This window comes from Bartonella sp. AP11XZML, from assembly GCF_042196445.1.
Taxonomy (GTDB): Bacteria; Pseudomonadota; Alphaproteobacteria; order Rhizobiales; family Rhizobiaceae; genus Bartonella.
In genome coordinates, this window is the sequence record NZ_JBHIQF010000077.1 from 183,538 (window position 1) to 202,866 (window position 19,329).

Annotated in this window: 17 protein-coding genes and 1 pseudogene; 10 read left to right on the plus strand and 8 right to left on the minus strand. The window is 38.2% G+C overall.

Annotated elements, in window-relative coordinates; genetic code table 11:
- Positions 1-60 precede the first annotated feature (60 nt).
- The 3 genes from rplT to nth form a co-directional block, all read right to left on the minus strand.
- Positions 61-462: a 50S ribosomal protein L20 gene (rplT, locus tag ACFIMG_RS08015; RefSeq protein ID WP_375678813.1), complete on the minus strand. Its 402-nt coding sequence runs from the start codon at positions 460-462 to the stop codon at positions 61-63.
- Between the two features lie 33 nt (positions 463-495).
- The gene (gene rpmI, locus ACFIMG_RS08020; protein WP_183193590.1) at positions 496-699 is read right to left on the minus strand and encodes a 50S ribosomal protein L35; all 204 of its coding nucleotides are present in this window, start codon (positions 697-699) and stop codon (positions 496-498) included.
- Between the two features lie 155 nt (positions 700-854).
- On the minus strand, positions 855-1,595 hold the full coding sequence (gene nth / locus ACFIMG_RS08025; protein ID WP_375678812.1) for an endonuclease III: 741 nt from the start codon (positions 1,593-1,595) through the stop codon (positions 855-857).
- A 120-nt stretch (positions 1,596-1,715) separates the two neighbouring features.
- On the opposite strand from nth, the gene ACFIMG_RS08030 reads away from it, so the two are divergent.
- The 4 genes from ACFIMG_RS08030 (at position 1,716) to ilvD (ending at position 5,234) form a co-directional block, all read left to right on the plus strand.
- Positions 1,716-2,147 (plus strand): Hsp20 family protein, encoded by a 432-nt coding sequence (locus ACFIMG_RS08030; protein ID WP_375612819.1) that lies wholly within the window; start codon positions 1,716-1,718, stop codon positions 2,145-2,147.
- A 26-nt stretch (positions 2,148-2,173) separates the two neighbouring features.
- Positions 2,174-2,425 (plus strand): DUF1150 domain-containing protein, encoded by a 252-nt coding sequence (locus tag ACFIMG_RS08035; protein ID WP_012754519.1) that lies wholly within the window; start codon positions 2,174-2,176, stop codon positions 2,423-2,425.
- 620 nt (positions 2,426-3,045) lie between these two features.
- On the plus strand, positions 3,046-3,225 hold the full coding sequence (locus tag ACFIMG_RS08040) for a hypothetical protein (RefSeq protein WP_375652402.1): 180 nt from the start codon (positions 3,046-3,048) through the stop codon (positions 3,223-3,225).
- 170 nt (positions 3,226-3,395) lie between these two features.
- The gene (gene ilvD, locus ACFIMG_RS08045; RefSeq protein WP_375678811.1) at positions 3,396-5,234 is read left to right on the plus strand and encodes a dihydroxy-acid dehydratase; all 1,839 of its coding nucleotides are present in this window, start codon (positions 3,396-3,398) and stop codon (positions 5,232-5,234) included.
- A gap of 1,029 nt (positions 5,235-6,263) precedes the next feature.
- Here the strand turns inward: ilvD and mutS are convergent.
- The gene (gene mutS / locus ACFIMG_RS08050) at positions 6,264-9,008 is read right to left on the minus strand and encodes a DNA mismatch repair protein MutS (RefSeq protein ID WP_375678810.1); all 2,745 of its coding nucleotides are present in this window, start codon (positions 9,006-9,008) and stop codon (positions 6,264-6,266) included.
- Between the two features lie 195 nt (positions 9,009-9,203).
- On the opposite strand from mutS, the gene ACFIMG_RS08055 reads away from it, so the two are divergent.
- The gene (locus tag ACFIMG_RS08055) at positions 9,204-11,504 is read left to right on the plus strand and encodes an NADP-dependent malic enzyme (protein ID WP_375678809.1); all 2,301 of its coding nucleotides are present in this window, start codon (positions 9,204-9,206) and stop codon (positions 11,502-11,504) included.
- A 68-nt stretch (positions 11,505-11,572) separates the two neighbouring features.
- Here the strand turns inward: ACFIMG_RS08055 and secB are convergent, their stop codons facing one another.
- Complete coding sequence (gene secB / locus ACFIMG_RS08060; RefSeq protein ID WP_375611417.1) at positions 11,573-12,049, minus strand: protein-export chaperone SecB; 477 nt, start codon at positions 12,047-12,049, stop codon at positions 11,573-11,575.
- 142 nt (positions 12,050-12,191) lie between these two features.
- Positions 12,192-12,686 carry an FxsA family protein gene (locus ACFIMG_RS08065; RefSeq protein ID WP_375612822.1) on the minus strand — a complete coding sequence of 165 codons (495 nt, stop codon included), beginning with the start codon at positions 12,684-12,686 and terminating at the stop codon, positions 12,192-12,194.
- Positions 12,687-12,860: 174 nt separating this feature from the next.
- On the opposite strand from ACFIMG_RS08065, the gene ACFIMG_RS08070 reads away from it, so the two are divergent.
- Together ACFIMG_RS08070 and ACFIMG_RS08075 are read left to right on the plus strand one after the other, a co-directional pair.
- Complete coding sequence (locus ACFIMG_RS08070) at positions 12,861-13,553, plus strand: Tim44/TimA family putative adaptor protein (RefSeq protein WP_375612823.1); 693 nt, start codon at positions 12,861-12,863, stop codon at positions 13,551-13,553.
- A gap of 52 nt (positions 13,554-13,605) precedes the next feature.
- Positions 13,606-14,196, plus strand: a complete 591-nt coding sequence (locus ACFIMG_RS08075; RefSeq protein ID WP_375678808.1) for a Smr/MutS family protein — start codon at positions 13,606-13,608, stop codon at positions 14,194-14,196.
- A 135-nt stretch (positions 14,197-14,331) separates the two neighbouring features.
- On the opposite strand, the pseudogene ACFIMG_RS08080 reads toward ACFIMG_RS08075, so the two are convergent.
- Positions 14,332-14,581, minus strand: a pseudogene (locus ACFIMG_RS08080) (Arm DNA-binding domain-containing protein); the annotation flags it as partial.
- Positions 14,582-15,110: 529 nt separating this feature from the next.
- Complete coding sequence (locus tag ACFIMG_RS08085; protein ID WP_375617530.1) at positions 15,111-15,647, minus strand: GcrA family cell cycle regulator; 537 nt, start codon at positions 15,645-15,647, stop codon at positions 15,111-15,113.
- 486 nt (positions 15,648-16,133) lie between these two features.
- Between ACFIMG_RS08085 and ACFIMG_RS08090 the strand changes: the two genes are divergently transcribed.
- Genes ACFIMG_RS08090 through ACFIMG_RS08100 form a run of 3 tightly spaced genes read left to right on the plus strand, consistent with a single transcriptional unit; the run spans position 16,134 to position 19,318 of the window.
- Positions 16,134-17,348: an aspartate aminotransferase family protein gene (locus ACFIMG_RS08090; protein ID WP_375678886.1), complete on the plus strand. Its 1,215-nt coding sequence runs from the start codon at positions 16,134-16,136 to the stop codon at positions 17,346-17,348.
- Positions 17,345-18,280, plus strand: a complete 936-nt coding sequence (argF, locus tag ACFIMG_RS08095) for an ornithine carbamoyltransferase (protein WP_375678807.1) — start codon at positions 17,345-17,347, stop codon at positions 18,278-18,280. Before ACFIMG_RS08090 ends, argF begins: the two co-directional genes overlap by 4 nt.
- A gap of 36 nt (positions 18,281-18,316) precedes the next feature.
- Positions 18,317-19,318, plus strand: coding sequence for an Hsp33 family molecular chaperone (locus ACFIMG_RS08100; RefSeq protein WP_375678806.1), 1,002 nt, complete (start codon positions 18,317-18,319; stop codon positions 19,316-19,318).
- The last annotated feature ends 11 nt before the right edge of the window (positions 19,319-19,329 follow it).

The window sequence follows — 19,329 nt, forward strand, 5'->3', positions numbered from 1 at the left end:
ACTCGCAATAGCCAGCACGGGACCTCGAATAAATGAATGCTTTAAGAGAACACGACTGGCTTATTTGACAGCGCCTTCGAAAGCATTAGGTGTCGTATCTTTTAAATATTCTAAAGCTTTTTTTGCCGAATCAACTAAAGCAGAAAATGCTTCTGCCTCATGGATTGCTATATCTGAAAGAACCTTACGATCAACCTCAATACCGGCTTTTGATAAGCCATCAATAAAACGTCCATAAGTTAAACCTTCTGCGCGAACAGCCGCATTAATTCTCTGAATCCACAAAGCACGGAAAGTACGTTTCCTATTTTTGCGATCACGATAAGCGTATTGCTTTGAACGATCAACCGCTGCTTTAGCTGCACGAATGGTATTTTTACGACGACCGTAAAAACCTTCAGCCTGTTTAAGAACTTTTTTGTGCTTAGCGTGTGCTGTCACACCTCTTTTCACACGAGCCATATTATAATCTCCTCAAAATCAAAAGCGTAAGGTTTAAATACCATTCGGCAAATAATGCTGAATGACTTTTTTAGCATCTTGTTCACACAAAACCATTGTTCCACGTGCATCGCGAATAAATTTATTCGAACGCTTAATCATGCCGTGGCGCTTACCGGCAGCTGCTACTTTAATTTTGCCTGACGCAGTGATTTTAAACCGCTTTTTAGCGGATGATTTGGTCTTCATCTTGGGCATTTTGCTACTCCGTACATTAATTTATTCAATCAAACATTTTATTCACTCAAGCGGACCAACGCTTGAACAAGCATTTAAACAGCCACGGCATGCCCTGCCGGGCGGCTCTTAAAGACGTTTTCATAAGCTAGTATACACAAAATAGCAAGACCGTATTACAAAAAAATCGGCGCTCCATTGCCTTGAAGCTCAACCAAAGGTGCTGGAATTGCATTTGTTTTGATGGCTGCTTTACATAAATCGGCAATAATGCATTGCGTACATTGTGGTTTACGGGCTTGACAAATATAGCGACCATGTAAAATCAGCCAATGATGCGCATGGCGAATATAATGAACCGGTATAATCTTTAATAATTTTTTCTCAACAATTTCTGGTGTTTTGCCAGGCGCCAAACCAAGACGATTGCTTAAGCGAAAAATATGTGTATCTACTGCCAATGTAGGCTGACCAAAAGCAACATTCAAGACCACATTAGCCGTTTTGCGCCCCACTCCAGGAAGGGCCATGAGTGCTTCACGCGTATCGGGTACTTGACCGCCATAATAATCAATTAAACAGTTGCAAAGCGCATAAACATTACGTGCTTTTGCACGCCAAAGGCCAATTGAACGGATATGATTTGCTATTTCTTCTTCCCCTAATGCAACCATTTTTTCCGGTTGATCAGCAAGGCAAAATAATTCTTTTGTCGCTTTATTAACGCTTACATCTGTCGCTTGAGCCGAAAGCACAACGGCAACTAAAAGTGTAAAAGTATTTATGTAGTTAAGATCACTCTTAGGTGTTGGGCGTTGCACAGAAAAACGGCGAAATATTTCCGCAATTTCATCTTTATTATACAATATACTAAATAAATTTCGCACCTTTGATAATTTTATGTTACTTTGAGGCATTGAACTCTCTTAAATCTTCTCTCTTGAAGTTATCATTCACGCTCGCCATATGAGAGGAGTGCAGCGAACACTTTTATAGAGTTTGGTCAAGTAAAGCCGTTTTAAAGAGGATACTCATGAATGACACATGTGACGCCTTTCTCCAATCCTTTTCTTTTAGGGTTTGAAACCGTAGAAAAAATATTGCAACGTATCGGTAAAGCTGATGAGGCTTACCCAGCCTATAATATTGAACGTTTGCATAAAAGTGATGATGCAAATCATATCCGGATAACTTTGGCTGTTGCTGGATTTAAGATTAACCATCTTAATATTTTACTCGATGATAATCAATTGGTTATTCATGGTAAACAAACAGACAACCAAAATCATCAATATTTATATCGCGGTATAGCTGCGCGACAATTCCAGCGAACCTTTGTTCTCGCGGAAGGGATGCATGTTACAAATGCAGAGTTGAAAAATGGTCTTTTATCAATTAATCTGTATCAACCAAAATTAAAAAAAGAAATAAAACAGATTCCAATTAAAGTCAGTAGTGGTGAGTCATAAAAGTTAAGGCGTAAAGGAACAGTGAAATGGGAGAACACAAACAAAACTTGTCGTTTCAGAACACATCCTACTCTGATGCGGGACAGATTGCCTATTTAAAAAAAGTTTGTACAGATGATCTGGCTAAAAACTTTCCAGATCTTCCACCGATGACCCCAGGCATTACGATATGGGCTCTCTTTGGTGAAACAGGTTATCCTATCATTTTATCCGATGAGCGTTCTATCGCCCTTGCTGGAGCCAATGAGCATGAACTACAAATTGTAACTCTGCACTAGATTACCTTACGAGAAAAAGCTGTACTCTTTATAAATTCTATCTGTTTTTTCGTAAAGTGTGTAATGTGAGTTATAATTAGATTAAGTATTGATTTATATTCATAATTAATTTTTTACAACTGGAATGAGAGTCCCGAATATCATAAGGTTCTCTCATTTGAGATCTTCTTATATTGAAACAATTAAAGTCACTTGCTTGATGTCATAAGCAGGGAGAGCCATGTGGATAAAAACACTTGAAGAAAGGAATAAAAATATCTCTTTTTAATTGTCTCAATTACCAAGGACGTTCACGATATGGGGATAAAAAAATGTATGATGGTGTCAGTTTTCTTCTTCATAAGTGTGAAGATGTCCCTTATAGATTTATATTATTCACGGGGGCTGTTATACCATTCATAGGCGCTATCGTGAAATGGGCTCGAGTGCATTGAAAGATGTCTCTTTAAAATGAGTATAAAGGCTATACAAGTGTATTTTGTTTGGTGTGTTTTGTTCTTCCTGAGGGGAGTAGCTCTATTGAAGAGTGTAAAAACAAAAGCATGAGATAATGCGTCATCATTATTTAAAAGATATTTTTATGAATGCGTTTGAAAGGTGTAAAGCTGAATTATAAGGAGATGATAGATTTTTATCACGATTTCTTTATATTCTTTCCAATTCCAGAAATTACGCAAACAGATAGATGCAATATGCTAACCAAATCTGGCATACAAAAATCTGGAACAGTTCGTGTCATACTGAAGCGTTTTGATATTTGTCTCAAACGTGGACTTGCACAGGGATTAGATGTTGATTAACAGGTAATAAAAAACAAAGGCTTTATGAAAAAGTTTATGCAGAGCTTTTAATTTTGTGCTTCAAATGCCGCAGTACAAGGTATTTTTCTCTTTTGAATATTAAAGCTCTTGTTTTTATAATGAAGTTACAGCACAACAAGCAAAATGGAATTATTTGAGGGGAAAAAATAATGCCTTCTTACCGTTCAAGAATATCGACTCACGGGCGCAATATGGCAGGAGCCCGCGGTCTTTGGCGTGCAACAGGGATGAAAGATGCAGATTTTGGTAAACCCATTATTGCGATTGCGAATTCTTTTACACAATTTGTACCAGGGCATGTCCATTTAAAAGATCTTGGGCAATTAGTCGCACAACAGATAGCCGTTGCCGGTGGTGTTGCGAAAGAATTTAATACCATTGCTGTAGATGATGGAATTGCGATGGGGCACGATGGAATGCTTTATTCTTTGCCTTCACGCGAAATCATTGCTGATTCTGTAGAGTATATGGTTAACGCACATTGTGCGGATGCACTTGTCTGTATTTCTAATTGTGACAAAATTACGCCTGGTATGTTAATGGCTGCTTTACGGTTGAATATTCCGACAATCTTTGTTTCAGGCGGTCCTATGGAAGCAGGTAAGATTAAATGGAAGGATCAAGATCTAACGGTTGATTTGGTCGATGCCATGGTTGCAGCAGCTTCAGAACAAAATTCAGAAGAAGAAGTTGCTGAAATGGAGCGTGCAGCTTGTCCTACATGTGGTTCTTGTTCAGGGATGTTTACGGCCAACTCTATGAATTGCTTAACGGAAGCATTGGGGCTTTCGCTTCCTGGAAATGGATCAATGTTAGCAACACATTCAGATCGACGAATGCTTTTTGAAGAAGCTGGAAAACAGATTGTTGCATTGGTTAAACGTTATTATGAAGAAGATGATGAAACAGTTTTGCCGCGCTCTATTGCTTCACGCAAGGCTTTTGAAAATGCAATGACCGTTGATATTGCCATGGGGGGATCAACCAATACAGTACTGCATCTTTTAGCCGCGGCGCAAGAAGGTGAGGTGGATTTTACCATGACGGATATTGATCATCTTTCACGTCGTGTTCCTGTTTTATGTAAGGTTGCTCCTGCTGTTGCAAATGTACATATGGAAGATGTTCATCGCGCTGGTGGTATTATGGGGCTTCTAGGCGAACTGGATGCGGCGGGACTCATTGATACATCGACTTATACGGTTCACGCAAAAACAATGAAAGAAGCTCTTTATCGCTGGGATGTAAAGCAAACTAATGAGCCAACAGTTCATGCATTTTATCGTGCCGCTCCAGGTGGTATTCCAACACAGACAGCTTTTAGCCAATCTTGTCGCTATGAGAGCCTTGATCTTGATCGTGAAAAAGGTGTGATTCGCGATAGGGAACATGCATATTCACAAGATGGAGGATTGGCAGTTCTTTATGGAAATCTTGCAAAAGATGGCTGTATTGTAAAAACAGCAGGTGTTGATCAGTCAATTTTAACCTTTAAAGGTCCAGCAAGAATTTTTGAAAGCCAAGATTCAGCTGTTTCAGCTATATTAACTGATAAGATTAAAACAGGTGAAATTGTTTTAATCCGTTATGAAGGCCCACGTGGTGGACCTGGAATGCAAGAAATGCTTTATCCAACGAGTTATCTCAAATCTAAAGGATTAGGCAAGGTTTGTGCACTTGTTACAGATGGACGTTTTTCAGGGGGAAGTTCAGGGCTCTCAATAGGACATATTTCACCAGAAGCTGCTGAAGGAGGAGAAATTGCGTTGGTGGAAGAGGGGGATATCATAGAAATTGATATTCCAAATCGTAGAATTCATATGTTGGTGGATGACGTTGAGATGAAGCAGCGCCGTTCTAAGATGGAAGCAAAAGGAAAAGGCGCTTGGCAACCGATTGAGAAGCGTCAGCGTAAAGTTTCAAAGACTCTCAAAGCCTATGCAGCGATGACCACATCTGCTGCAAAGGGTGCAGTACGTAATATTTGATGAGTTGAATAGAGATAGTGTTCTGATTTTTTGCATCTTTTGCACGATATTCTAAGCTAATTATTTTATGAGTTTATGAACTTATCAGAATATTTCGAGTCATGATGAGTATGATTAAAAAGCTATCAATACAACTAAAAACTGCGGTAGATTGCTTATTTTAGCAGCTATGTAAAACAGATACAGTATAATTACTTTTCATATCATATTCCAATCTTATATGAGATTATGATTTCTTATTACTCATATTTATGAAAGATATTTATTGTACTGGTGGCATTATCTTGTTGTACCGTAAAACACTGTCATTTAGGACTGTGATATACGGCATCTTCCTTAAATATTAAGTGTGTTTTTAGTGTGTGGTGAATATTCTTAGACTTGTTTGTAAAGCTTTGAGTTTAAGAGAAGCACATGATTAGGAAGTCAAGGAAAATCCGTTAGAAGCTGGACTATTTGCAGACTTGATTCGAATGAAAATCCTTATCCATTAAGGTGTGGGAAGGAGTTGAAGGATGTTTATGAAAATAAAGTACAGCTGTGATATATCTGATTATATGTTTCATATGAAAACAGTAAAAGAGCTCTTTATAACTTAAAATGTGAAGAAAATACGAGACCCATTATCCATGAATTTATTATGCAAAATGGGATGGCATTCCAACACCAACAGCTTTAAACTAGAAATGTTGCTATGATAACAATAATATCGATCGTGAAAAAGCATAATTCACTAAATATGGCGTATTTGCAAGGTGGAGGAGATTTCATGACAATCTTTACAAAAAACGACTATCTTGTAAAAATAGTCGATCTTGTCCAATTTTTTGTATAAGAGCCAATATTAATCTAAGGAAATATGAAATATAATGCATAGGGTTTTGCCTATAGGCAATTACACTTATCAAAATATATTATGTAGAAAAGCGATGGGAATACGATAAATAACTGTTTATGCTGTGGTATATCAAAAATGGTTACGTTATCTCCTATTAAGAAGGTTTTTTAATAAAAAATAACATCTGTTTTCTATAAAGGGTTACTCTTTTCAAGCTGTTTGAGGTGGTAAATTGCTTCTAAAGCTTGTTTAGGAGAGAGTTCATCGGGATGAATATTTTTTAAAGCTTCGTGAAGTATACAATGTTTGTTTTTTGCTTCATTGACGGGAGATGTTGTTTTAAGAGAAAAGAGTGGTAAATCATCAATGAGTTTATGTCCTTTTCCAGCCATTTCGCTTTGTTCTAATTGATGGAGTACATCTGTTGCTCGTGTAATAACGGCTGGGGGAAGTCCAGCAAGCTTTGCGACTTGTACACCATAGGAACGGTCAGCAGCTCCTGGTGTGATTTCATGAAGAAAAACTACATCACCATCCCAGTTTTTGACTTTCATGGTTACATTATGCAGTCTGTCAAGTTTTTCGGTAAGTGCAGTCATTTCATGAAAATGGGTAGCAAGAATAGCACGACAATGGTTAACTTCATGGAGATATTCAACAGCAGCCCAAGCAATAGAAAGTCCATCAAAGGTTGATGTTCCACGTCCTATTTCATCAAGAATAACAAGGGAATGGTGGCTAGCATGATTGAGAATCGTTGCTGTTTCAACCATTTCCATCATAAAGGTTGAGCGCCCTCGTGCAAGATCATCGGAAGCCCCAACGCGACTAAATAGGCGATCAACGACACCAATATGTGCTGAAGTTGCTGGAACGAAGGACCCCATTTGCGCCATAATAGCAATAAGAGCATTTTGCCGCAAAAAAGTTGATTTTCCTCCCATATTAGGCCCTGTCAACAGCCAGATTGCTGCATATTGCTGATTTTCTTGCACAGAGAGATCACAATTATTGGCAATAAAAGGTTCTGCTGCTTGTTTGCGGAGTGCTTGCTCAACGACAGGGTGGCGTCCTGCTGTGATATGAAAGGTAAGTGAAAGATCAATTTTAGGGCGGCAATATCCTTGTTCTTCAGCAAGATATGCTAAAGCGACAGAGACATCTAAAATAGCAAGTGCTTCAGAGGCTTTACGAATAAAGTCAACTTGTTCGGTAATTTCCTGAACGAGAATATCAAAAATCTCTAGTTCAAGTGTCAATGCGTGATTGGCAGCATGGGCAATACGGCTTTCAAGGTCAGCAAGCTCTGTTGTCGTAAAACGCATAGCGTTTGCCATTGTTTGCCGATGAATAAAACGTGCTTTAGCTTCTGGATTATTTGTAAGAGCAGATGCTTGTGTACTGGTTACTTCAATGAAATAACCTAGAATATTATTATGCTTTATTTTAAGCGTCTTAATATCTGTTTTTTGGGCATATTGCGCTTGAAGTTCAGCAATGACACGGCGAGATTCATCACGTAAAGCACGCATTTCATCGAGCTCTTTATGATAATTGGAACGAATAAAACCACCATCACGTTTAAGGAGTGGGAGATCATCAGCTAATGCTTGTTCTAAATGAAAGTATAACGCTGTGGGTAAGTTTGAGAACACCTGTTGTACATCACTTATTTCTTGAGGAAGAAGCTCATTATCAAGAAGTTGATGCAATTCACGAATGATTTCAAAGCCACGCTGGATTGTCGCCATATCACGGGGACCTCCTCGTCCAAGAGCCAAACGTGAAACGGCGCGGGGCATATCTGGTCCCCCCTTTAAAATAAGCTTTATCGCTTCTGCAAGAGAAGGATTACGTAGAAAAAAATCGATAGAATCCAAACGCGTATCAATAGCTGAAGGAGTGGTGAGGGGAGCAATAAGGCGGTCAATAAGAAGGCGTGATCCTCCTCCTGTTACAGTGCGATCAATAGCTTTTAATAAACTTCCATCCCGTTGACCTGATGTCGTTCGAATAAGTTCAAGGCTTAGTCTGGTTGCGGCATCAATAAAAAGAGTTGCACTTTCATTTTGGCGTTCAGGCTGCATGAGGGGAGGGCGATGCGTGATTTGTGTTTTTTCGATATAACGAATAGCAGCTACAATTGCAGAGAGTTCACAGCGTGAATAATCGGCAACGCCTTCAAGAGTTGAGAGTTTAAAATAATTGCAAATATCGCGTTCAGCGGTGAGTGTCTCAAAGAGACAAGCAGGTTGAGGTGAAACGATACGAGCAAGAACACTAAAAAGTGACTTGTGAGATTTATCATGAAAAAATGAATCAGAAACAATGATTTCTTGTGGATCCACACGCATAATATCTGCTAAAAGTTTTTCTTGGCGGCTTTCTGTTACACGAAATATACCTGTTGAAATATCAATCCAAGAAAGGGCAAATTCTTCTCCATCTCCGGTTTTTATACGGGAGAGTGTCATCAAATAGTTTGCGCGTGTTGGATCAAGGAGTTTTTCTTCTGTTATCGTTCCAGGGGTTACAAGGCGAACAACATCACGCCGAACAACAGATTTTGAGCCCCGTTTTTTTGCCTCAGCAGGATCTTCTATTTGTTCACAAACAGCAACGCGATAACCACAAGCAATCAGTTTTTGTAAATAATCATCTGCAGCATGAACGGGAACACCACACATAGGAATATCTTGTCCTAAATGTTTTCCGCGTGCTGTGAGTGTGATTCCTAAAGCCTGAGCAGCTTCAATCGCATCATTAAAAAATAATTCATAAAAATCCCCCATTCGGTAAAAGAGAAGGGAATCATGATGGACGGCTTTGATTTCTATGTACTGCTCCATCATAGGTGTAAGACGTTCTTGAGAGGAAGCAGATGGGGAGGCAGGCTGTGGAATTAAATTATTTTTATGATTGTTTTTTTTATCCATTTGTACGAGGCCTGTTTCCTTTAAGTGAAGTTTTTACTCTTTTTTGTTTACTTCAATATCTATTTATCTCTAAATTGCAACGCATCATCAGATTTGCTAAGGCAAGAATAGCGATTTCTAATATATGAATCAAATTTAATGACTATACGCATTATCAAGCAAAATTTACACTGTTTTTGGAGAAAATAAAGTGAGATGAAAAAGAGCGAGCAGGATCAGAAAATGTCTCAAACTGTTTACAGTGCGAGCGAAAGAGAAGCTCTAGATTTTCATAGTCGTGGTCGACCAGGAAAGCTTGAGATTATTGCAACAAAGTCTATGGCAACACAGCATGATTTAGCACTTGCTTATTCACCAGGTGTTGCAGTTCCAGTTAAGGCAATTGCTCAAAATCCAGCGCTAGCTTATGATTATACAGCAAAAGGTAATCTTGTTGCTGTTATTTCAAATGGAACCGCTATTTTAGGGTTAGGCAACTTAGGGGCACTTGCCTCTAAGCCGGTCATGGAAGGCAAAGCAGTGTTGTTTAAGCGTTTTGCGGATATTGATTCCATTGATTTAGAAATTGATATAAACGATACAGAAAGTTTTATCAATTTGGTGCGCCATTTAGAACCTTCTTTTGGTGGAATTAATCTTGAAGACATTAAGGCGCCAGAGTGCTTTATGATTGAAAGCCGCCTACGCGAGGTGATGAATATACCTGTTTTTCACGATGATCAACACGGTACAGCGATTATTGTTGCTGCGGGTGTTCTCAATGCTTTGACTTTAACAGGGCGCGATATGCAAAATACGCGGTTAGTCTGTAATGGTGCTGGTTCTGCAGGGATTGCTTGTATTGAATTGATTAAAGCGATGGGCTTTCGTTCCGAAAATATCATATTATGTGACACAAAGGGTGTGGTCTATGAAGGCCGCAAAGAGGGAATGAATCAGTGGAAATCTGCGCATGCTATTCAAACAGATAAACGTACGCTTATGGAAGCAATGGAAGGTGCAGATATATTTTTTGGGGTTTCTGCTAAAGGTGCTCTTACTCCTGAAATGGTAAGATCCATGGCACCCCAGCCGATTATTTTTGCTATGGCTAATCCCGATCCAGAAATTACGCCGGAAGAGGTTATGCAAGTGCGTCATGATGCCATTGTCGCAACAGGACGTTCCGATTATCCAAATCAGATTAATAATGTTCTTTGTTTTCCTTATATATTTCGTGGTGCGCTTGATGTGCGTGCAAGAGTTATTAATGAAGACATGAAGATTGCTGCGGCAAAGGCTCTTGCTAATTTAGCGCATGAAGAAGTGCCTGACAGCGTTGCAGAAGCTTATTATGGAAAGCGATTAAAGTTTGGTCCTAACTATATCATCCCTGTTCCTTTTGATCCGCGTTTATTTACGGTTGTTTCAATAGCGGTAGCAAAAGCAGCAATGGAAAGCGGTGTTGCGCAAAAGAACATAGATGATTTAGAGGCCTATGAGCGCGATTTGAATGCGAGACGTGATCCTACTTCCTCGATGATGCGTGGAGTTTATAACCATGTTCGTCAAGCACCAAAACAAATTGTCTTTGCAGAAGGTGAAGAAGAGCAAGTTATGCGAGCAGCCGTTTCCTATGTTCATCAAAAATTAGGACAAGCTATTTTGGTTGGTCGTGAAGAGCAAGTAAGAGAAGCGGCTGTTATCGCTGGAATTGATCTGGAGCGTGAAGGTATTTCTATTATGAATGCTAAGCTTTCTTGCCGTACAGATGCTTATGCGAATTATCTTTATAAAAAGATGCAGCGTCAAGGTTGGCTGTTGCGTGATTGTCATCGTCGTATCAACAATGATCGCAATTATTTTGCTGCGTGTATGGTGGCACTAGGAGATGCTGATGCAATGGTTACAGGGGTGACACGCAATTATGAAACAGCGTTGATCGATATACGTCGTGCAATTGATGAAAAACCAAAAGAACGATTGATTGGTATTTCAATGGCTATTTGCCGTGGACGAATTGTGTTTATTACGGATACAGCCGTTTATGAAAATCCTAATGCTGAAGAACTTGCAGATATAGCTGAACAAGCAGCTTCATTTGTGCGAGGATTTGGATATCAACCACGGGTAGCATTTTTAGCATTTTCTACATTTGGTTATATGAAAGGGAAGACGACGCAGCAAATTCAGGATGCGATTAATATTTTGCATGAACGCAAAGTTGATTTTGAGTTTGATGGAGAAATGAGTGCTGATGTGGCACTCAATTCCAAATTGATGCAGCAATATCCATTTATGGGATTAACGGAGCCTGCTAACATTTTGGTTATGCCTGGATATCACGCATCTTCCATTGCAAGCAAAATGTTACAAGAACTCGGTGAAGCAACTATCATTGGTCCTATTTTAATTGGATTGGAAAAATCTGTCCAAATTGTACCGTTTAGTGGGAGCGATACAGATGTTGTCAATATTGCAATGCTTGCGGCTTATCATGCCGCAAAAGTCGTCTAAAGGAAAAAAGCCCCTAATATACCAATAATATATCAAGGGGCTTTTTGATAGCAAAAAAAATAAATTTTTTAAGAGGGCTGTATTTGATTGTCTTTTTGCTCTTCAGAAAGACGCTTTTGGAAGAGTGCTGCAAAATCAATAGGATCAATCCACAAAGGTGGAAAACCACCACTTTGAGTAGCATCAGATATAATTTGGCGAGCAAATGGAAATAAAAGACGGGGACATTCAATAAAGACCAGTGGCATAACATGTTCTTGTGGAATGTTTTTAAGGTGAAAAACACCACCGTAAATAAGTTCTACATGAAATAAGGTTTCAGTTTCATCATTGGCTTTGACGGAGAGAGACAAAACGACATCATAATTGTCATCACCAATTGGGTTAGCATTGACGTTAATATTGATATCAATTTGTGGTGATTTTTCACGTGCACGTAATGAACGAGGAGCACCAGGGTTTTCGAATGATAAATCTTTTAAATATTGAGTTAATACAGCAAAAACCGGCTCTCCACCACTGTTATTCATTTCATCTTCGGCCATACGACAAACCTCTTCCATTATAATATGTATATTTATTTTAGATCTAAAGACCAGATTGGTTATCACGCCTTGCAAAAGGTTGCAAGAAATGCGCTCTTTATCTTGAATATTTTTTTAGTTTGTTACAGATTTTTTAGGCATTTCAATGGTTATCATCATTTTTGCGCCATGGAGATTCTGTCGTATCATGAATTGTGTAATCTTCTGCTTTTAGATCAATTATTTTTTCAGAGTCATTTTTTCTTTTAGTATTGGGATTCATTTTGTTTTTTAATGATGCAAAGAAATGCCAAGCAACAGAGCGAATTGGTTTAATAAGAAGTAATATTCCCAAGAGGTCAGTTACAAAGCCGGGAAGAATAAGTAAAATTGCACTAAACATGATGAAAGCATCATTAATAATATTATTCTCTAATGTGCGTCCTTGGATAAGTTCATTTTGTATATTTTTTAAGAGGCTAATCCCTTGAATTCGCAATAAAACAACCCCAACTATGGTTGTGAGAATAACCAAGCTCAAGGTTGCCAAAATACCAATTTCTTGACCAACAAAGATAAAACCAGCAATCTCGATTAAAAGAATGCAAAGAAAGATAACAACAAAAAAACGAGGATTTATAGAATAAAGTTTTATCACATGAAAGTTTCCTTCTAGATGAGTAGGGGGAGAAATTCTTAAGAGAACTCCGTTTAAATACAAAATCTATAAAAATATTTGAATGATAAGATTCCTTATTTTACATATTTATTGATAAATGGTATTGACTGCAATGTTTATTAGAGACTTAAGCTTTGGAGATTGACAGCGCCTATGGAATTTGACGTTATACTTGTCATAGCTCTTGTTGTTATGGTTGTTATTTTTGTGCAACTCCGTAATGTATTAGGGAAACGAATTGGGTTTGAAAAGCCACCCTTTGATCCTTATTCACGACGTTCTAAAAAACAAGTTGAAGCAGAAACGGCTGATAATATTGTTTCGTTCCCTCATCAGAAAAATTCACAAAAAGACGACTTTAGTGAAATTGATAAAATTTCACCGGAGGGGAGTGTTTTGAATAAAAATTTGCGGGAATTTCATAGAATTGATCCTCATTTTTCTCCTCAACTTTTTATAAAAGGTGCACAAATTGCGTATGAAATGATTGTAACAGCTTTTGCCAAAGGTGATCGCAATCAACTTAAAAGCTTGCTTTGTCAGGATGTTTTTGAGAGCTTTTGTATGGCTATTGAGCAACGAGAAAAAAATAAAGAAAGAATAGAATTCACTTTTGTTGGAATTAATAAGGCCGAATTTGTTGCGGCGGCAATACAAGAAAAAGATGAACTTTTAACGATACGTATTGTCAGTGAAATGATTTCTGTTACTTATAATGAACAGGGCGAGCGTATAGACGGTGATCCTGATGCTATTGTAGAAATCAGGGATATTTGGACTTTTGTTCGCAATAGTTTATCGTCAGATCCCAACTGGAAGCTTTTTGCTACAGAAAATGAAAATTAAAATACTTTTTGTTTTTCTTCCATAAGCATTCAATGATTTATGAGAAATTAAAATGTCCTCAAGTAAATGGAGACAAAAAAGAGATTTATTGGCTCCACAAGATCGTCTTTTATGGGAGATGGTTTGTCGTACGATAACACCGCTTCACGGTAAGATGCTCTCTTCTACTTCAGAAACTATTGCAAATATTAATGATAAAAAACAGCCTGTAACTCAAATCTCCTCATTGTCTCAGGAAAATCAACAACCCTCGACAATTATTAAAAGAGAAAAGAGGTCAGTTACACAAGAACAAAAGATTCATTTCTTTGATCATGTTGCATATCGTAAAATTTCCCAAGGTCGTTGTCCTCTTGAGGCGCGTCTTGATCTCCATGGTTATATGCAGGAAGAAGCTTATTTTTTCTTAAAAAAATTTCTACAGTCCTCTCAGCAGAGAGGATTGCGTTATGTCCTTGTGATTACAGGAAAAGGACGATCCGTTGGGAGCGATGGAGCTTTGTATAGATTTGTTCCGTATTGGTTATCAACACCAGCTTTTCGATATTATGTCCACGCGTTTGAACAAGCAGCGCGTCAGCATGGCGGAGAAGGCGCGCTTTATGTTTGGTTACGCCGTTTTGTGTCGGGAGAAGGAAAGTGATGTTATTGTGGTCGCTCTAAATTTTATATTTATTTATACTTATAATTTATTGTTTTTGTATATTTCGTAAGAGCCTTGAATACAATATTCCCTTCTTTATAATTTTTTATAAAAAATTATAAAGATATTATTTTACATTCTACGTATTGCTTCACGCTTTTGTTTATCGCATTCTTTAACGGGGCACATCCCTCACGCAAAACAGAATAACATTGAATTGCATGTATTCACAGGCTTGTTTTAAAGAAACATCTCTCAACGCTCCCAAGCCTATTTTGCGACGGCATCCGTGAAGGGTATAACGATAAATCCATGAAGCACCCCCCTATCTTTATACTTAATAAAAGAGCAATCTGGCATCATTATACACTTTGCCATCTCCCAATGTTGCAACAACCCTTTAAGTCCTTGGCACTTGAAAGCATTTATAAGAGGCATGCTTTTCTTTAAGTGTTTTTAACTCTCCACAGTTCTCATCTCGCTCGTGACGCCCAAACAAAAGATTTTGATTGTTTCAATATAAGAGGACTTAAAATGAGAGAGATATAAATGGATCTCATTCAGGTTGCAAAGCGATAAATTATTTTTATAAACCACAGCATTACTCTATATAAATACACGAAGCATAAAAACATGAGAAATTGAGAAACTAGCTCATTCAAAAGATGTCGCTATGGATAGTGTTAAAAGCAGTACAACTAAATTAAAGAAAATTGTGAAAATAAACAGGAATATAACTTTACAACACACAGCTGCGCAATAGCACCAAAAGATACAGTTTCGTTGAATAGTTTCATGAAGAAATTTTTTCATTTATTAAAAGCTCCATTAAATTTCTTTCTCATAATAATTCGATAATTAAAATTTAATAGCGAAGCGCAGAAGGCGTAGAATACGAGATTCAATTGAGGATATTACACTCTTATCCGACGTCTTTCAGATATTGGTTGAAATGCTAGCTTAGCATGAAAGGCACAATAGGGGCTATTTTCATCAGAATCTGCACCACAAAAATGAAAATCTGCTGATAATGGATCGCCAACCGGCCATCTACATGTATTTTCACTCAATTGTAGAAGATTAAGTTGACGTGATATAGGCACAACGACATTGGATTTTGTGGACATATCAACTTCTTTTACATCTTCCACTACAAATTCTGTCTTTAAAGCTGTTTCTTCAATACTTACAGATGATGTGTTTATTGGCGATACCGTGGATGTGTTGCGACGCACACGTGGAGATGATGGGCTGCTGCTTCCCACGGGAGTTTTTTGCGCACGCGTGCTTCCTTGTGCTGTCTTACCACGTCCTGGTAACTTTAATCGATGTACTTTGCCGATGACTGCATTTCTGCTGACCCCACCTAATTGAGCAGCAATTTGACTTGCACTTAACCCTTCACTCCAAAGCTTTTTAAGAAGCTCAACGCGTTCACATGTCCAACCCATACCAGCACTCCATTCCGATTACGTCACTAAGATGCTCTCCCCCGTTGCATCTTCAAATGTTTAAATAATGTTTTCATTACGCTGAATGAAAGAACTTTACACTCTACGTGAGCATAAAAAAATCATCCAACCTGTGGATTTACAAATCAAAACACATCATCTTGCTTATTATATTGTAAATTACAATATGCACTCACTCTATGACAAGAGTCTTTACCTCTTGAAGAGTTTATTTAGAATGTTTTCCCCAACTTGCAAATCAATCATAGGTTAAACTTTCACTTTTGTTTAAGGCTTTTTCCCAAAATGCTTATTTGTAGAACCTTCATTGACTTTTTTTCAATTGGTGTAATGATCTATTCTATAGGTGTAATCACTAATCGTAATGAAATGTTGAAAGCACCGTAACGAAATATACCATGCTGTTTTATTTGTAGTGTTGCTTTGTATATATATTGAAAAGACTAAAATATAAAGGGAATTATGATGGATGTCGTCTCTATACAACCACTTTATGAATGCTTCGCACGACGAAATTTGCATTTTGAACAAGGGCATGGTGTATGGCTTATTTCCGATAAAGGAGAACATTATCTTGATTTCACATCTGGTATTGCTGTTAACGCATTAGGGTATTCACATCCAAAATTGGTTGATACGCTCAAAATACAAGCTGAAAAACTTTGGCATGTTTCTAATATTTTTCAATCTCCTGAACAAGCATCTTTTGCCACGCGGCTTTGTGCAAATAGTTTTGCGGATAAGGTTTTTTTCTGCAATTCAGGTACTGAAGCATTGGAGTGCGCATTCAAAACGGCACGCCATTATTATTATGCTGCTGGTCATTCAGAACGCATTGAAATAATTACTTTTGAAGGGGCATTTCATGGACGTACACTTGCTGCACTTGCTGCGACTGGGCATGAAAAATATCTTGAAGGCTTTGGACCTAAAGCTGGTGGATTTATTCAAGTACCTTTTTGTGATGAAGTCGCTTTGCGTAACGCTATTAATAAAAATACCGCCGCTATTCTTATTGAACCTATTCAAGGAGAAGGAGGAATACGAACGGTCCCTCATGAATATTTAAGATTTTTGCGCAAAATATGCGATGATAATGGTCTGTTATTGATTTTAGATGAAGTCCAAACGGGTATAGGACGAACAGGAAAGCTTTTTGCTTATGAATGGAGTGATATCACGCCTGATATTCTTACCCTCGCAAAAGGATTAGGAGGGGGATTTCCATTAGGTGCTTGCCTTGCAACGGATAAAGTTGCAAAAAGCATGACACTTGGGACACATGGCTCAACCTTTGGAGGAAATCTTCTTGGAATGGCTGTAGGAAATAGTGTTCTTGATGTTTTGTTAGAGCCAAGTTTTCTTAACCATGTTCAGCGTATGGGGGATAAACTAAAAAGTGGACTTTTGCACATTCTCAATATCTATCCTGATATTATCTGCGCAGTTCAGGGGATGGGGCTTATGTTGGGTATTCAGTGTATTGTACCTTCAAATCTTGTCGTTAATGCTTTGGAAAATGAATATCTCTTAAGCGTTGCAGCCAACAACAACGTTGTGCGCTTATTGCCCCCTCTTATCATTAGGGAAGAAGAAATAGATGAAAGTTTACATCGTATTGAAAAAGCAATAGCGTATCTTTCACAAGTAAACAAAGAAAGACAAATATCACACACATGACAAATGCTCTTCGTCATTTCACGGACTTATCCATTTTAACGCCAGCAATAGCACGTGCACTGATCGATTATGCAAAGATCCTTAAAGCATCTTTTAAAGCAGGAAAAGGTTCAAAACCTTTTATAGGTAAAACACTTGCGATGATTTTTGAAAAACCATCCACACGAACCCGTATTTCATTCGATATCAGTATGCGCCAGCTTGGCGGAGATACAATCATGCTCACGGGTTCAGAGATGCAACTTGGTCATAGTGAAACCATAGCTGATACGGCGCGCGTTTTATCCCGTTTTGTGGATATCGTGATATTGCGAACAACGAAACACCAACGTATGCTCGAATTGGCACAATATGCACAAATTCCTGTCATTAATGCCCTTACAGATGATACACATCCTTGCCAAATTCTAGCAGATATCTTAACCTATGAGGAGCATCGGGGGCCAATTGCTAGCAAAATATTTGCGTGGATGGGGGATGGTAATAATGTGCTTCATTCCTTAATTGAAGCTGCAGCTCTTTTTGGTTTTCATTTGCGTATTGCCACACCAAAGGGCAGTGAACCACGGGAACAATTTGTACATTGGGCACGTGAGCGGGGAGCACATCTTATGCTAACCCATGATCCCCAAAAAGCGGCTCAAGATGCTGATTGTATTATGACCGATACATGGGTCTCCATGGGACAAGAATTTCGTGCTCGCAGTCATTCTATTTTTCAGCCTTATCAAGTCAATGAATCTCTCATGAAATTAGCAAAATCTGATGCTCTTTTTATGCATTGTCTTCCTGCTCATCGTGGTGAAGAAGTGGTTGATTCTGTGATTGATGGACCGCACTCCGTTGTTTTCGATGAGGCTGAAAATCGTCTTCATGCTCAAAAAGCAATTCTTTCTTGGTGTTTACAAGATGCGTTTTTCTCTCCACAATAGCCTCCCTACAACAAATTATATAAAAAAGGCAAAGCTATGAGTGAACAAGCTAAAGATGAAGCCTCTCTCAACAACAACTTCTTGCATGAAGATGATAGTGTTATTCCCTTTCAAGTTGAAGAACTTGATATCCGTGGACGTGCCGTACAACTTGGGGAAACTTTAAATTCTATTCTCACAAGACATCAATACCCTGAACCGGTTTCTTATCTTCTAGCAGAAGCTTTACTTTTAACGGTTCTGTTTGGAACTTCTCTAAAACTTACGGGAAAATTTATTTTACAAACTCATTCCGATGGACCAGTTAATATGTTGGTGAGCGATTTTTTGCCTCCTTCAAGTTTACGTGGATACGCTCGTTTTGATAAAGAACAGCTTAAACAAGCCATAGACAATGGTCAAACCTCTTCAGAAACACTTTTAGGAAAAGGCACTTTAGCTTTCACAATTGATCAAGGTCCCCATATGCAACCCTATCAAGGGATAGTTGCATTAGATGGATCAAATTTACAAGAAGCTTCTCGTATTTATTTTGATCAATCAGAACAAATTCCTACCGATATCCGTCTGGCTGTTGCTATATTAATTAATCGTGACCAACAAGGAAAACAGCAGAAAAGCTGGAGAGCTGGAGGTATTTTGATCCAACTTTTACCCCAAGAATCGTCTCATCATAAAATAGATGCCCCTCATCAAAAGCGAGAAGAAACGAAAACTCATACCCAATTGGATAACCAATGGCAGGAAGCTAAAATACTCATGGCAACGATTGAAAGTTCAGAATTAACAGATCCCCAAGTCGGTAGTAAACAGCTCTTGTTCCGTCTTTTTCATGAACAAGGTATTAGAGTTTTTAACCCTTTTTCTCTTGTCGATCAATGTTCTTGTTCACACGAAAAAATTAAAGGAATTCTAGAAGGCTTTTCTATTGATGAACGCAATAAAATGGTTAAAAATAAATATATTTCAGTCACATGTGAATTTTGCTCAAAAACATATTGTTTTACACCGCAAGAATTTTTAGAAGAAAAAACATAATCAAATATTTT

Bases quoted from the DNA above. Each gene is read 5' to 3' on its own strand.
- ACFIMG_RS08100 (WP_375678806.1), top strand. From the start codon at position 18,317: ATGAGTGAACAAGCTAAAGATGAAGCCTCTCTCAACAACAACTTCTTG.
- ilvD (WP_375678811.1), top strand. From the start codon at position 3,396: ATGCCTTCTTACCGTTCAAGAATATCGACTCACGGGCGCAATATGGCA.
- mutS (WP_375678810.1), bottom strand. From the start codon at position 9,008: ATGGATAAAAAAAACAATCATAAAAATAATTTAATTCCACAGCCTGCC.
- ACFIMG_RS08070 (WP_375612823.1), top strand. From the start codon at position 12,861: ATGGAATTTGACGTTATACTTGTCATAGCTCTTGTTGTTATGGTTGTT.
- secB (WP_375611417.1), bottom strand. From the start codon at position 12,049: ATGGCCGAAGATGAAATGAATAACAGTGGTGGAGAGCCGGTTTTTGCT.
- ACFIMG_RS08035 (WP_012754519.1), top strand. From the start codon at position 2,174: ATGGGAGAACACAAACAAAACTTGTCGTTTCAGAACACATCCTACTCT.
- argF (WP_375678807.1), top strand. From the start codon at position 17,345: ATGACAAATGCTCTTCGTCATTTCACGGACTTATCCATTTTAACGCCA.
- rpmI (WP_183193590.1), bottom strand. From the start codon at position 699: ATGCCCAAGATGAAGACCAAATCATCCGCTAAAAAGCGGTTTAAAATC.
- ACFIMG_RS08075 (WP_375678808.1), top strand. From the start codon at position 13,606: ATGTCCTCAAGTAAATGGAGACAAAAAAGAGATTTATTGGCTCCACAA.
- nth (WP_375678812.1), bottom strand. From the start codon at position 1,595: ATGCCTCAAAGTAACATAAAATTATCAAAGGTGCGAAATTTATTTAGT.
- ACFIMG_RS08085 (WP_375617530.1), bottom strand. From the start codon at position 15,647: ATGGGTTGGACATGTGAACGCGTTGAGCTTCTTAAAAAGCTTTGGAGT.
- ACFIMG_RS08030 (WP_375612819.1), top strand. From the start codon at position 1,716: ATGACACATGTGACGCCTTTCTCCAATCCTTTTCTTTTAGGGTTTGAA.
- ACFIMG_RS08055 (WP_375678809.1), top strand. From the start codon at position 9,204: ATGAAAAAGAGCGAGCAGGATCAGAAAATGTCTCAAACTGTTTACAGT.
- rplT (WP_375678813.1), bottom strand. From the start codon at position 462: ATGGCTCGTGTGAAAAGAGGTGTGACAGCACACGCTAAGCACAAAAAA.
- ACFIMG_RS08040 (WP_375652402.1), top strand. From the start codon at position 3,046: ATGATAGATTTTTATCACGATTTCTTTATATTCTTTCCAATTCCAGAA.
- ACFIMG_RS08090 (WP_375678886.1), top strand. From the start codon at position 16,134: ATGGATGTCGTCTCTATACAACCACTTTATGAATGCTTCGCACGACGA.